At 37.4% G+C, this 14047-nt stretch carries 16 protein-coding genes; 13 read left to right on the top strand and 3 right to left on the bottom strand.

Annotated elements, in window-relative coordinates:
* Positions 1–10 precede the first annotated feature (10 nt).
* Entirely contained in the window at positions 11–226 is a 216-nt protein-coding gene (locus QUF99_RS22920) for a YrzA family protein (RefSeq protein ID WP_289373135.1), read from the bottom strand.
* A gap of 135 nt (positions 227–361) precedes the next feature.
* Between QUF99_RS22920 and QUF99_RS22915 the strand changes: the two genes are divergently transcribed.
* The 11 genes from QUF99_RS22915 to QUF99_RS22865 all read left to right on the top strand — a co-directional run bounded on the left by QUF99_RS22915 (position 362) and on the right by QUF99_RS22865 (position 11383).
* Positions 362–1000: a class I SAM-dependent methyltransferase gene (locus QUF99_RS22915; protein WP_289373133.1), complete on the top strand. Its 639-nt coding sequence runs from the start codon at positions 362–364 to the stop codon at positions 998–1000.
* Between the two features lie 14 nt (positions 1001–1014).
* The gene (gene mtnN / locus QUF99_RS22910; RefSeq protein WP_289373131.1) at positions 1015–1710 is read left to right on the top strand and encodes a 5'-methylthioadenosine/S-adenosylhomocysteine nucleosidase; all 696 of its coding nucleotides are present in this window, start codon (positions 1015–1017) and stop codon (positions 1708–1710) included.
* A gap of 82 nt (positions 1711–1792) precedes the next feature.
* On the top strand, positions 1793–2716 hold the full coding sequence (locus QUF99_RS22905; RefSeq protein WP_289373129.1) for an O-acetylserine dependent cystathionine beta-synthase: 924 nt from the start codon (positions 1793–1795) through the stop codon (positions 2714–2716).
* Positions 2717–2719: 3 nt separating this feature from the next.
* The gene (locus tag QUF99_RS22900) at positions 2720–3853 is read left to right on the top strand and encodes a bifunctional cystathionine gamma-lyase/homocysteine desulfhydrase (protein ID WP_289373127.1); all 1134 of its coding nucleotides are present in this window, start codon (positions 2720–2722) and stop codon (positions 3851–3853) included.
* A 522-nt stretch (positions 3854–4375) separates the two neighbouring features.
* Positions 4376–6979 carry a bifunctional acetaldehyde-CoA/alcohol dehydrogenase gene (gene adhE, locus QUF99_RS22895; RefSeq protein ID WP_289373126.1) on the top strand — a complete coding sequence of 868 codons (2604 nt, stop codon included), beginning with the start codon at positions 4376–4378 and terminating at the stop codon, positions 6977–6979.
* A gap of 126 nt (positions 6980–7105) precedes the next feature.
* A complete protein-coding gene (locus tag QUF99_RS22890) occupies positions 7106–7333 on the top strand; it encodes a YrhC family protein (protein WP_289373125.1) in 228 nt (75 codons plus the stop codon).
* Positions 7334–7501: 168 nt separating this feature from the next.
* Positions 7502–8449: a helical backbone metal receptor gene (locus tag QUF99_RS22885; RefSeq protein WP_289373124.1), complete on the top strand. Its 948-nt coding sequence runs from the start codon at positions 7502–7504 to the stop codon at positions 8447–8449.
* A gap of 5 nt (positions 8450–8454) precedes the next feature.
* Positions 8455–9483 (top strand): FecCD family ABC transporter permease, encoded by a 1029-nt coding sequence (locus QUF99_RS22880; protein ID WP_289373123.1) that lies wholly within the window; start codon positions 8455–8457, stop codon positions 9481–9483.
* Positions 9470–10288 (top strand): ABC transporter ATP-binding protein, encoded by an 819-nt coding sequence (locus QUF99_RS22875; protein ID WP_289373122.1) that lies wholly within the window; start codon positions 9470–9472, stop codon positions 10286–10288. Before QUF99_RS22880 ends, QUF99_RS22875 begins: the two co-directional genes overlap by 14 nt.
* Positions 10255–10650 carry an ankyrin repeat domain-containing protein gene (locus QUF99_RS22870; protein ID WP_289373120.1) on the top strand — a complete coding sequence of 132 codons (396 nt, stop codon included), beginning with the start codon at positions 10255–10257 and terminating at the stop codon, positions 10648–10650. Before QUF99_RS22875 ends, QUF99_RS22870 begins: the two co-directional genes overlap by 34 nt.
* Positions 10651–10876: 226 nt before the next feature.
* Entirely contained in the window at positions 10877–11383 is a 507-nt protein-coding gene (locus tag QUF99_RS22865; protein ID WP_289373118.1) for a GNAT family N-acetyltransferase, read from the top strand.
* 170 nt (positions 11384–11553) lie between these two features.
* Here the strand turns inward: QUF99_RS22865 and QUF99_RS22860 are convergent, their stop codons facing one another.
* Positions 11554–11793: a CPBP family intramembrane glutamic endopeptidase gene (locus QUF99_RS22860; protein ID WP_289373116.1), complete on the bottom strand. Its 240-nt coding sequence runs from the start codon at positions 11791–11793 to the stop codon at positions 11554–11556.
* Between the two features lie 368 nt (positions 11794–12161).
* Between QUF99_RS22860 and QUF99_RS22855 the strand changes: the two genes are divergently transcribed.
* Positions 12162–12620, top strand: coding sequence for a GNAT family N-acetyltransferase (locus QUF99_RS22855; RefSeq protein WP_289373113.1), 459 nt, complete (start codon positions 12162–12164; stop codon positions 12618–12620).
* A gap of 212 nt (positions 12621–12832) precedes the next feature.
* The gene (locus tag QUF99_RS22850; protein WP_289373112.1) at positions 12833–13210 is read left to right on the top strand and encodes a hotdog family protein; all 378 of its coding nucleotides are present in this window, start codon (positions 12833–12835) and stop codon (positions 13208–13210) included.
* Between the two features lie 150 nt (positions 13211–13360).
* On the opposite strand, the gene QUF99_RS22845 is transcribed toward QUF99_RS22850, so the two are convergent.
* On the bottom strand, positions 13361–13906 hold the full coding sequence (locus QUF99_RS22845) for a helix-turn-helix domain-containing protein (RefSeq protein WP_289373110.1): 546 nt from the start codon (positions 13904–13906) through the stop codon (positions 13361–13363).
* Between the last annotated feature and the right edge of the window lie 141 nt (positions 13907–14047).

Here is a 14047-nt window from a genome sequence, read left to right as displayed (position 1 = left end):
TCTCTCTTTTTTAGCGCATTTTTTTTAATTTGAAATGAACAACTGCACTATAATAGGGTCTTTTGCTATCAGAATCGACTACCATTTGATGAGAAATATGATGAACTTCCAGCATGAGTGCTTTGTTATTGTCGATTTGTTCATTAATTTTTTTTTCTAAAGAAACTAAGTCTGATGCTTCGAAAAATTCTACTTTATCTTCCAACATTTCAAAGGTAAATGACACGAAAATCGCCCCTTTCTGCATAATCTAGTTAAGTGTAACAAAGAAAAGAAGGAAATACCATTTGCATTTCAATTGACATTTTTGTAAAGAGAGCATATCATACTGATAAAACCGATAAGAAAAAGGGGAATTCATATGGGTACAGAATTTAATGGTTTATTTGACGAATGGGCTCATACGTACGATTCATTCGTACAAGGCGAAGATATACAATATAAAGAAGTTTTCGCCCATTATGAGGAGATTTTAGAGGATGTAGTAAACAAATCATTTGGAAAGGTATTAGAATTTGGTGTTGGTACCGGCAATTTAACAAACAAACTATTACTTGCTGGGCGCACCGTTTACGGTATAGAGCCGTCGCGTGAAATGCGTACGATTGCAAAAGAAAAGCTTCCGAAAGAATTTTCAATTACAGAAGGAGATTTTCTCAATTTTGATGTTCCAAATTCTATTGATACAATTGTGAGCACCTATGCATTTCATCATCTAACAGATGAAGAAAAAGACGTAGCAATTATGAAATATAGTCAATTGCTAAATAAAGGTGGTAAAATAGTGTTTGCTGATACAATATTTGCAGATCAAGAAGCGTATGATAAAACTGTTGAAGCCGCAAAGCAAAGAGGGTTTGACCAGTTAGCAAACGATTTGCAAACAGAATACTATACACGTATTCCGATCATGCAATCTATTTTTGAAAACAATGGCTTTCATGTAACATTTAACAGACGAAATCATTTCGTATGGGTGATGGAGGCAACTAAGCAATAGGAAGAGGGATTAGATTGAGAATTGCTGTAATTGGAGCAATGGAAGAAGAAGTACGTATTTTACGTGATAAACTAGAACATGCAGAAACAGAAACGGTTGCAGGCTGTGAATTTACGAAAGGAACATTAGCGGGACATGAAGTAATCTTGCTGAAGTCTGGTATTGGTAAAGTGAATGCAGCTATGTCAACGACAATTTTATTAGAACGCTATCAGCCTGAAAAAGTGATTAATACAGGTTCAGCTGGTGGTTTCCACCAGTCTTTAAACGTTGGAGATGTTGTCATCTCAACTGAAGTACGTCATCATGATGTTGATGTAACTGCATTTGATTATGAATATGGTCAAGTGCCAGGAATGCCAGCAGGGTTTACGGCAGATGAAGAACTAGTTGCATTAGCAGAAAAATGCATGCAGGCCGAAGAAAAGATTCAAGTTGTGAAAGGCATGATTGCAACAGGCGATTCATTCATGAGCGATCCAAACCGCGTTGCTGCAATCCGTGAGAAATTTGAAAATCTTTATGCAGTTGAAATGGAAGCGGCGGCAGTTGCACAAGTATGCTACCAGTATAAAGTGCCATTTGTAATTATTCGCGCACTTTCGGATATTGCTGGTAAAGAATCAGATGTTTCTTTTGATCAATTTTTAGATCAAGCAGCGCTTCATTCCACAAACTTCATTGTAAAAGTATTAGAAGAGTTAAAGTAATGTAACAAAAAGGCAACTGTCTGATATAAAGAAAATACATACAGTTGCCTTTTCTTTATTGGTAAGTAAGGGGGAGAACACGATGAAGGTGTATCGTGGAGTTCATGAACTAATCGGAAATACGCCGATCGTAGAAATTACTCGTTTTTCACTTCCAGAGGGCGTTCGATTATTTGCTAAGCTTGAATTTTATAATCCAGGCGGAAGTGTGAAGGATCGCTTAGGAAGAGAATTGATTGAAGATGCACTCTCGAAAGGGCTTGTCAAACCAGGTGGCACCATCATTGAGCCGACAGCAGGAAATACTGGAATTGGACTGGCACTTGCGGCATTAGAGCATGATTTACATGTTATCGTTTGTGTCCCAGAAAAGTTTAGTATTGAAAAGCAAGAGCTGATGAAAGCACTCGGTGCAACAATTGTGCATACACCAACTGTAAAAGGAATGACAGGCGCAATTGCTAAAGCAGAGGAATTGAGAAAAGAGATCCCTAATTCATATTCGCCAAGTCAGTTTGCAAATGAAGCAAACCCACGGGCTTACTATAAGACGCTAGGTCCAGAATTATGGGAAGCGTTGAATGGAGATATTCATATATTTGTAGCAGGTGCTGGCACAGGTGGAACATTTATGGGGACTGCATCTTATTTAAAAGAACAAAATAGTGCGATTAAGACGGTTATTGTAGAACCTGAGGGATCTATTTTAAACGGTGGTGAAGCTGGTTCACACGAAACAGAAGGAATTGGTCTTGAATTTATACCGCCATTTTTAAAAACATCCTATTTTGATGAAATTCATACAATTTCTGATCGAGATGCATTTTCGCGTGTAAAACAGTTGGCTCAGAAGGAAGGGCTTCTTATAGGTAGTTCTTCAGGATCCGCGTTTCATGCCAGTTTATTAGAAGCGGAAAAAGCAAAACCAGGTACAAATATCGTGACCATTTTTCCAGATAGCAGTGAACGTTATTTAAGTAAACATATATACAAAGGATGGGAATAAAAAATGAGAGCAAAAACAAAATTAATTCATGGTATTCGTATAGGAGAACCTTCAACTGGATCTGTAAATGTACCAATTTATCAAACGAGTACGTACAAACAAGAAGCGGTCGGTAAACATAAAGGATATGAATATTCACGTACAGGGAATCCAACACGTTCAGCACTTGAAGAAATGATTGCAGTGCTAGAAAACGGTCATGCAGGATTTGCCTTTGGATCAGGAATGGCTGCAATTACAGCAGTTATCATGTTGTTCTCTAAAGGAGACCATGTCATTTTAACAGATGATGTATATGGCGGAACATATCGTGTCATAACGAAAGTATTGAATCGCTTTGGTATTGAACATACATTTGTAAATACGACAAACTTAGAAGAAGTAGCGGAAGCAGTTCGTCCAAATACAAAAGCAATTTATGTTGAAACCCCAACAAATCCACTATTAAAAATTACAGATATTAAACAAATTTCAGCATTTGCAAAAGAAAAAGGTTTATTAACAATTATTGATAACACATTCATGACGCCATATTGGCAGTCACCAATTTCTTTAGGGGCAGATATTGTACTTCATAGTGCGACAAAATATTTAGGTGGGCATAGTGATGTTGTTGCTGGATTAGTCGTTGTAAACAGCGCACAACTAGCAGAGGATCTTCATTTCGTACAAAATTCAACAGGTGGTATTCTTGGGCCACAAGACAGCTTTTTATTACTACGTGGCTTAAAAACATTAGGGGTACGTATGGAAGAACATGAGGCAAATGCACGTGCAATTGCTGAGTTTTTAAACAATCATCCAAAAGTAAACAAAGTATATTATCCAGGGCTTGAAGCACATCAAAATCATGCGCTTGCAACAGAACAAGCAAACGGATTTGGTGCAATTATCTCATTCGATGTGGACAGTGAAGAAACGTTAAACACGGTACTTGAGAAATTACAGTACTTTACACTTGCTGAAAGTTTAGGAGCGGTAGAAAGTTTAATTTCGATTCCATCTCAAATGACGCATGCATCCATTCCTGCAGATCGTCGTAAAGAGCTCGGTATAACAGATACATTGATTCGTATTTCTGTCGGTATTGAAGACGGAGAAGACTTGATTGAAGATTTAGCACAAGCGTTAGCTTAACATATAAATACAAATTAAAAAATGACATAGAACCCTTCTTTTTAGGTGGGAGAGAGCATCCGGCTATGCATAGAAGCGGTCAGATCCTTTTCCTGCCCAGACATAGTGAAAACAAAGAGAGAAAACGAGTGCAGGTCACCTTTTGTTATCCATAGCCGCGGCTTATATGTCGAAAAATTAAAATGGATTTATATAGAAAAAGCACTGCTGAATGGTGAACTGCACCTCCAATTGTTAGACTATGTCTAACAATTGGGGTGCAGTTCAGAATGGAGCGGTGCTTTTTCCATTATTCTACTTTAAAGTTTGTGAAATACTTCACAAAACAGACACACACAAATAAAAATATTTCGTGTATAGTAAAATCATGAAACGAGGTGCTTCACATACAAATATGTGAATAGTTTCACAAATAGTGGGATTCATGTAGGAAAAGTAATTCTATTTTTTTTTAGTTGTTAGGGACGTATTAAGACCCTGAGGGACTTTTTGTGGCCTTATAGCAGAATAGGAGGAATTTACATGGTAGTCAAAGAGAAAGTTGTAAATGAAATGCAAGAAGTAACAGAAATGATTGATACGTTAGTAAAGAACGGTCAAGCAGCTTTACAAGCATTAGAGACGTTTACGCAAGAGCAAATTGACAACATTGTACATGAAATGGCACTTGCGGGTGTAGATCAGCATATGCCACTTGCGAAAATGGCTGTTGAAGAAACGGGCCGTGGTGTTTATGAAGACAAATGCATCAAAAATATTTTTGCAACTGAATATATTTGGCATAGTATGAAAAAAGATAAAACGGTAGGAATTATTCGTGAGGATCCTCATGAAGAAATAATAGAAATCGCAGAACCAGTCGGTGTAGTTGCTGGGGTAACACCAGTAACGAATCCAACTTCGACTACGATGTTTAAAGCGTTAATCTCAATGAAAACAAGAAACCCAATTATTTTCGCATTTCATCCTTCTGCACAAAACTGTTCGATTGCAGCAGCTAAAACGTTACGTGATGCGGCAGTGAAGGCAGGTGCGCCAGAGAACTGTATTCAATGGATTGAAAAACCTTCTGTTGAGGCAACGAAGCAATTAATGAATCATGAAGGTGTAGCGCTTGTTCTGGCAACGGGAGGCGCAGGTATGGTGAAATCAGCGTATTCTACCGGTAAACCAGCTTTAGGAGTAGGACCAGGTAACGTTCCATGTTATATGGAAAAATCGGCACATGTGAAGCGTGCTGTAAATGATTTAATTTTATCCAAAACATTTGATAACGGTATGATTTGTGCTTCTGAACAAGCAATTATTGTAGATAAAGAAATCTATGATGATGTGAAGCAAGAAATGATAGGAAACAATTGTTATTTTGTAACAGAAGACGAACGAAAAAAATTAGAGAAGCTTGTTATTAATGAGAATACATGTGCAGTAAATAGTGATATTGTTGGAAAATCAGCACATTATATTGCCGCATTAGTGGGGATTACTGTACCGGAAGACACAAAAATGCTCGTAGCTGAAATTAAAGGAGTCGGTGCAGCATATCCGCTATCTCGTGAAAAGCTTAGCCCAGTATTAGCTTGTGTAAAAGCGAATTCATTAGAAGAAGGATTTAAATATTGTGAAGGAATGCTAAACCTTGGTGGTTTAGGGCATTCGGCAGTAATTCATTCTGCAAATAAAGAAGTGCAAAAACAATTTGGTTTACGTATGAAAGCATGCCGACTAATCGTAAATGCTCCGTCAGCACAAGGTGGAATCGGTGATATATATAATGCGTTTATTCCATCGCTTACACTCGGATGCGGATCATATGGGAAGAACTCTGTTTCTCAAAACGTGACGGCAACACATTTATTAAATATAAAAAGACTTGCAAGCAGAAAAAAGAATATGCAGTGGTTTAAACTGCCGCCCAAAATTTATTTTGAAAAACATGCAACAGGGTATTTAGCAAATATGCCGAATATTTCGAGAGCATTCATTGTAACAGACCCTGGCATGGTAGAGCATGGCTATGTGGATACAGTAACGCATTATTTACGTCAACATATGAATGATGTAAAAGTAGAGGTGTTCTTTGAAGTAGAGCCAGATCCATCAGATGAAACCGTATTTAAAGGGGCAGACATGATGCGAAGTTTTAAACCGGACGTTATTATTGCTCTTGGCGGTGGATCGGCAATGGATGCAGCAAAAGGAATGTGGCTATTCTATGAGCATCCAGAAACAACATTCTTTGGGATAAAGCAAAAATTTTTAGATATAAGAAAGCGTACATGTAAATATCCGAAACTTGGAAATAAAGCGCAATTTGTTGCGATTCCAACCACATCAGGAACAGGTTCAGAAGTAACTCCATTTGCGGTTATTACAGATAAAAAGAACAATATAAAATATCCGCTTGCAGATTATGAACTAACACCAGACGTGGCAATTGTTGACCCGCAATTTGTAATGACGGTACCACCGCATGTAACAGCAGACACTGGAATGGATGTGTTAACACATGCGATTGAAGCGTACGTGTCTATTATGGCAAATGATTATACAGATGGTTTGGCGTTAAAAGCGATTGATCTCGTATTTAAATATTTACCAAGAGCATACAAAGATGGAAATGATGAAGAGGCACGTGAGAAAATGCATAACGCTTCAGCAATTGCAGGAATGGCGTTTGCTAATGCATTTCTTGGCATTAACCATAGCTTGGCACATAAAATTGGACCGGAATTTCATATCCCGCATGGTCGTGCCAACGCAATCCTAATGCCGCATGTAATCCGCTATAATGCAATTAAACCGAGAAAGCATGCATTGTTCCCAAAATATGAGTACTTTGTTGCAGACGAGCGTTACGCTCATATCGCAAGAATGATTGGACTTCCAGCAAGCACAGTGACAGAAGGCGTGGAATCATTAGTACAAGCCATTATTGCACTGGGAAAAGAATTAAATATTAATATGAGTATTGCTGGACAAGGTGTAGAGCAAGAAACATTTGAAGCAGTTGTTGGTACGTTGGCTGAACGCGCATTTGAAGATCAATGTACAACTGCAAATCCGAAATTACCACTTATTTCAGAATTAAAAGAAGTGTATATACAAGCCTATCAAGGTGTGTAACGCATGAGAAAGAGCCGTGCTAGAAACGGCTCTTTTTTGATGGGAATCTTCTCCCTCATTGGCTGTATTTGCATGCCTACGAAACTATTAGAATATGATACAGTTAAAAAGAGGAGTGATATAAGTATGAAAGAAATACAGCAGAAAATAGCAGATTATATTCGCTTCGGGCAAGTTCTTCTCGCAGTTGGTGCATTTTTAATGATTGGTTTATTGCTTCCGAATGGGGAAAGAGAAACAATGCAACTTTTTGCGATGATGGGTGTGATCGGTGCATTTTTAGGAGGCTCATTTTACTTTTTTAAACGTGCAAAAGAAGTACGTGACCAGTTAGAGGAGAGCGAATATGAGTAAGCATGATAGGTAAAAAACGCTACGAAAAGAGTGTATCTTGTAGTAGTGTTTTTTATTTTTTGTATATTTTTATTAAAAATGTATGCGCTTCATATTGACAATGATAATCTTTATCAATTAAAGTGGAGTAGTAGTTAGTGATTGTCATTATCAATTAGGGGTGGGGAAATGAAAAAATATATAACGCTGTTTACAGCGATTGTTTCTATTTTTTTCTTGTTAATTGGTTGCAGTGCAAAGGACAACGAAAAAGCATCTGCAACAAAAACAGAAAAAGGAAAAAAGCAAATCGAGATTACAGATTTCTCAGACAGAAAAGTAGTCTTTAATAAGGTACCGCAAAGTTTTGCCACACTGAGTGTAGGCGATATGGACATCATTCATGCATTAGGTGGTAAAATTATAGGTCGTCCAGATACAAAATTAGCACTTTCTGATGAGGTAAAGAGTGCACAAGTGATAGGGAACGCCCATCAGCCAAACTTTGAACAAATTGCTAGTTTGAAGCCGGACCTTCTTGTAGCGAATAATGGATTTCAAAAAAATATCCCAATAGTTGAGGGGCAAGGAACAAAAGTAATGATTTCCTCAGCAAATTCTGTAAAAGATATTCAGAGGAGTATTGATATGTATGGAACGATAATGCAAAAAGAAGGAAAAGCAAAAGAGTTAAATCAAAACATTACAGATCAAATGAAAAAATATGAGAAAAAGAGCGATGCAAAAGCATTGCTAGTATACGGAGCACCAGGTACATATTTAGCAGCATTACCAAATTCGTTATCAGGTGACATTCTAGAGAAAACGGGCGGGAAAAATATTGCTGCTGAATTCCCAAAAATGAAAGAGTATCCGCAATATGCACAGCTAAGTGTAGAACGTATTATCGAAGCAAATCCAGATATTATTTTCTTAATTACACATGGTGATCCTGCAGGTGTGAAAAAAGCATTTGAAGGGGAAATGATGAAAAATGAAGCGTGGAAAAACTTAGAAGCAGTAAAACAAAACCGCGTTGTCATTTTACCACCTGATTTATTTGGTTCAAATCCAGGAACAAAGGTAACTGAGGCAATGGATTTTATGTATAAAAGTATACAAGCTGTAAGGAAATGATGGGCATGCAAAGTAATGCAGTAGTAAAAGAAAAGACGCATCCTTTTGCAAAGAAAAGATGGATATTAACGGTCACTTTAGTTTCTCTGACCGCTCTTGCCCTCTTTTATGGACTTATTGCAGGGAGTTTATCCTTTTCATTACAAGACATTGTAACAGGAATACAAGATGAAAATTCAACTGTACACCGAATTGTATGGGATTTACGTATTCCTCGTGTGCTTGTTGGATTTGTAGTTGGCATGTGTTTAGCGGCATCGGGCTCTTTGCTGCAAGGAGTCATGCGTAATCCACTTGCTGATCCAGGTATTATTGGCGTTTCATCAGGAGCAGGACTTGTTGCCATTGTTATTATGATTTTATTTCCACAGCATATGGCGTTTCTTCCACTTGGAGCATTTTTAGGAGCCTTTATAACAGCAATGGTGATTTATGCTCTATCTTGGCAAAAAGGCGCACCACCATCTCGCATTGTGCTAGTCGGTGTTTCTATTAACGCTTTAATTGGTGCTGCAACGTCAGCGTTAATGTTATTACATAGTGATAAAGTACAATCCGTACTGCCGTGGCTAGCAGGTGGAATTGGTGGTGTAAGCTGGGCACATTTTAATATGATTGTTTATTATGCAATTTTCGCTCTTGTCTTAGCTTTCATAGGCATTAAACATATTCGCGTTCTTATGCTTGGAGATGAGATGGCAAAATTGCTCGGGCATAATGTAGAACGTAGTCGTTTCTTTTTAATTGTTGTAAGTACACTATTAGCTGGTATTGCTGTTAGTGTTTCCGGTTTGATTGGTTTTGTCGGACTCGTTGTTCCTCACATGTTACGTCTACTAGTCGGAAATGATTATCGGTATTTGCTACCGTTATCTTGTTTAGGTGGTGGGGTATTACTTGTCTTTGCAGATGCAATAGCTCGGAGCTGGTTTGACCCAATTGAATTGCCTGTTGGAATTTTACTTTCCTTCTTAGGTGGTCCGTTCTTCTTATATTTAATCCAGAGGGGAGGAAAACAAAGTGCTTTCCGTTAAAGAGGTGTCTTATGCACATTCAGAGCGATTTCAAATTCAAAATATTAATGTACATATTAAAGCCGGTGAAATCGTTAGTTTAATTGGCCCAAACGGCTCAGGGAAGTCTACACTATTACGTTTAGTAGCGAGATTACTTGATCCCGGAATTGGTGAAATTATTTTGGATGGAAAAAACATACATGCGATAAAAAGTGCAGATGTTGCAAAGAAGTTAGCGATGTTACCACAAATGCATGATCATCAGCTAGATTTAACAGTTCGAGAATTAGTAGAGTTTGGAAGGCAGCCTCATAAATCATGGAATAGTCGTTTTGGAAAAGAAGATGAAGATATTGTGGAATGGGCATTGGGCGTAACGAAGTTAGAAGGATATGAACATCGTCTCTTACATTCTTTATCGGGTGGAGAGCGGCAGCGTGCCTGGATTGCTATGACATTGGCACAGCGCACAAATGTCCTCTTGCTAGATGAACCGACAACCTTTTTAGATATTGTCCATCAGTTGGAAGTGATGGAACTCGTGAAGCGGTTAAATGAAGAATTTGGGATGACGATTGTGATGGTTCTTCATGATATTAATCAAGCAGCTCAGTATAGTGATCGTTTACTGGTGTTAAAGCAAGGGAAAATTCAATATGACGGGGTACCAGAATGCGTGTTGTGTCACCAAATGTTTCAGCAAGTATTCGGAATTGAGGTCGACATTTTTCAAGGAAGCGAAAAACCATTCTTTACTCCGAAACGAATTTGTGAAAAAGGAGAAGAGCGATGCAAGCAGAACATTGTATTACCACTGAATTAGTAAGAGAATTTGTTATGGCAGCTCATGGGAATTTTGAAAAATTACAAGATCTTTTAGCGGAATACCCAAGCTTACTCCATGCTTCTTATAATTGGGGTGGTGATGACTGGGAAAGTGCTTTAGGTGCAGCAGCACATGTTGGGCGCAAAGACATTGCAACCTATTTATTAGAGAAGGGGGCACGTATGGACATTTTTGCAGCGGCCATGCTTGGGAAACTTGAAGTTGTCCAAGCTATTTTAGATGTACAACCAGAAGCAATGCATATACGTGGTCCACATGGGATTCCGCTTATTCAGCATGCAAGAATGGGTGGGGAAGAAGCACAGCACGTTTTTAATTATTTAATGAGTTATAAATAGCCGCAGATGTTAGGTTCTTATGTGCGGTAAATCTTCCACTTTTCAAAGTGGAAGATTTACCGCCCGTTAGAACGGGATAAATAATCTAGTATACTTGTGAAAATCCTACACCCCCCTCATTGTAGTTTTCTTTATACTAGTTATGATATGGATGCAGTAGTTATTTACAACTTTGTAAATGACTACTGTTCTTTTTTTGTTTATAATTTCCATAAGGGGGGAGACGATGTTTCATACAGACCGGTTACAATTTCGTAAATATACAATGGATGATTTAGATTTTTACGCTTCTTTATGGGGAAACGAGAAAGTTATGCGTTACATTGGGACTGGGACCCCTAAAACATATACACAATGCAAAAAAAGTCTTGAAAGCTGGGTTTTTCCTAATTATAAAAACGGTCTAGGTTTATTTCTCATGATCGAAAAAGATACAAGTACACCGATTGGTCATGCCGGACTTGTCAGGCAACAAGTAGATGGAAAAGAAGAAATCGAAATTGGTTATTGGTTGCTTCCAGAGTACTGGGGAAAAGGTTATGCAAAGGAAGCGGCGACAGCTTTTCGAGATTATGGCTTTCAAGCATTAAGGCTAAATAAGCTTATTTCTCTTATTAATCCCGATCATCCATCTTCAATTTTTGTTGCTAGAAAAACAGGGATGAGTTATGAAAAAACAGCATCGTTCCATGGCATAGATGTACTTGTATATGCAATAAAAAAAACAGGCTAAAGCCTGCTCTTTTAAAGAATAAGTCCACTACATACCATTAATATATTTAGAACTACATGCCATATAATAGCTGGAATGATACTATTTGACTTTACAACAATTCCTCCATAAAACACACCAGCTAAAATGAATGCAGTGCAAATATTCCAAGGAAAACCTAAAGAGTAATGCTATAGTCCAAAGCCAAGGCTTGTCAGAAAAACAGCCCATCTTTCACCAAAATGATTTGTAAAATGATGCAGTAATATCCCTCGCCGAATGCATTCTTCTAACACACCATTGATTATTGAAAACAATAAAGCAAATAACAAAATATGTTGCATATAAGGAAGTCCTTTTTGAAATAGGAAAGGTATAAATGTGATAATGTTGATAGAAATTGCGATGATGAGAAACACGCGAATTTTCACTCTATGAGGTCCGCTCCAGATGAATGGCATAGAAAGGGTATTGTTCCAGTATGGTCGATTCCAATAGAGAGAGTGTGGCTGCTTACGTAGGAGACCATCTATGAAAATTGGTATAAAAACTAGAAGTAAACAAAGACGTTTAACAACAATTGTTAGTTCTCTTGAAGAAAAGGAAACATGGTTCATTGCAAATAAATAGAGGGAAAATCCAGTTCCGAATAATAGAGTAATCCACTATTAGTTTGTACAGCAATCATGAGCATTGTAAAAGAAAGCAGTAATAAAGGTTTCTCCATCTTTTTTTCCCTTTAGGAAAGGGTAATATTTAACTACTGAAGAATGTTATATAACAATAAAGGGGGAATTAGATGTATATTTATCATAATGGTCTTATTATTCGCGAAGGAACAACAGGTGTACCAGCGTATGCAATTAAAAGTTTATTTGAAGATGCAGGCTGGAGCAACCAGCCAATTCCGTCTTGGCAAAGCGAAAAATTTACCATCGCATTTGAAAATTCAACATGGGCTTTTACGATTTGGGATGAGGAAGAAATGATTGCAATGGTACGAGTGATTTCTGATCAAGTCATGGTTGCTAATATAGTAGATTTAGTTGTGAAGTGTGAATATAGAGGAAAAGGACTAGGAAAAAAACTTGTTGCCCTTTGCATGCAGAAGCTTCCTCACGGAGATTGGTTTGCTCATACATCTGCTAATAACTTTGATTTTTATCGGAGTTGTGGTTTTGAGGTGCGAGATTTATCGCAAAATGGGACGTGTGCTTATTACGGTTATAATGAAGCAAAAAAAGAGGGGCATCGATAACTGTAATTGATATGAAAGAGACTATAAAAAGGGGTTGCCAGTGTTGGCAAGCCCTTTTCCGCTTATATAAGGATGATATGTTTACTGTATAAAAAGAAGTAGTGAGTTGCGAAAGAGAGAATAACTAGAAAATAAAATGAATTATGATTCATTTTATTTTTTCGGTATGGTAAAATTGTAAAGAAAATTCAGAAATTAAAGAGGGGGATAACATGAATATAAAAGTAGGGGATATGTTTAAGTATGAAAGAACTTTTACAGAAGAAGAGGTGCTCGAATTTGCTCATCTCACAGGTGATAAAGGAAGACACCATATGGAACATGATGAGCAAGGACGCTTAATGGTGCATGGTTTATTAACTGCAAGTATAGGAACGAAAATTGGCGGAGATTTACATTACATAGCAAGAGAGCTAGGAAGTGAGTTTATTAGGCCGGTTTTTACAGGGGATACAATTACTTGTGAGTTAACCCTTACAAGTGTTGAACAAATGGAGGGATATAAAAAAGTAGCTATACAGTCGGTTTATCGGAATCAAAAGGGGAAAGAGGTATTAGTAGGAACAAGTCATGGAATTATACGTGAGTAATTGTTGAACCTTTTTTGATATTTTTTCAAAACAGGATTTTTATCCGGCTATTTGCGGGCTGATTAAAGTTTCACTTTATATTGTTTACATATAATGTAACGTTTGTGCAAAATAAAAAAAGCATTGCAAACAATATGTTTGCAATGCTTTTTAGTATACACGTTTCCGATTTTCTGCGTGGCTAGAGATGAGTAATAATGCGGATTCTTCACCAATATTACGTACAATATGTGGAACACATGCATTCCAAGAAAATGAGTCTCCTTCTCCCACAATTACAATATCTTCTCCGTGCTGCACTTCTAATTTTCCTCGTAAAACAAGATGGCATTCTTCGCCTTCGTGAGCATTTGGTGTGTTTTCTTTAGGGAAACCGACAGGGATTTCTACTAATGATAAACGAAGACCCCCTTGTTCAGCAACGTGCTCAATTTTCTGCTGGTCTTTTCCATACACACTGTATTTTCGTTCTTCTTTTTTTATAATTTTCAGGCGATCTTTTTGCTCAAGTAACAAATAAGGGAGGGGAACGTTTAAGAAATTAGCAATTGTTTCTAAAGTTGAGATGGATGGGGATGTCTTATTATTCTCGACCTGGCTCATAAAACCTTTAGAAAGTCCTGTTCCTTCACAAATTTGAGCAATTGTTATGCCTCTACGCTGACGAATTTCACGTATTGAAGAACCGATATTCATACTAATCAAGCTCCTTTTTGTAAACAACTATTTGTATCATAGCAAATATTGTTCATTTTTTCTCAAGAAAAATGAATTGACGAATAAAAAAATTTATTGTATGTTTCTTAATGTGAATAAAAGTTTTATATAACAAAACTA

Origin of the sequence: Bacillus sp. DX4.1 (genome assembly GCF_030348195.1) — a bacterium.
Taxonomy (GTDB): Bacteria; Bacillota; Bacilli; order Bacillales; family Bacillaceae_G; genus Bacillus_A.
Note: the sequence above shows the minus strand (reverse complement) of the source record. Positions and strands in the feature narration are given on the sequence as shown.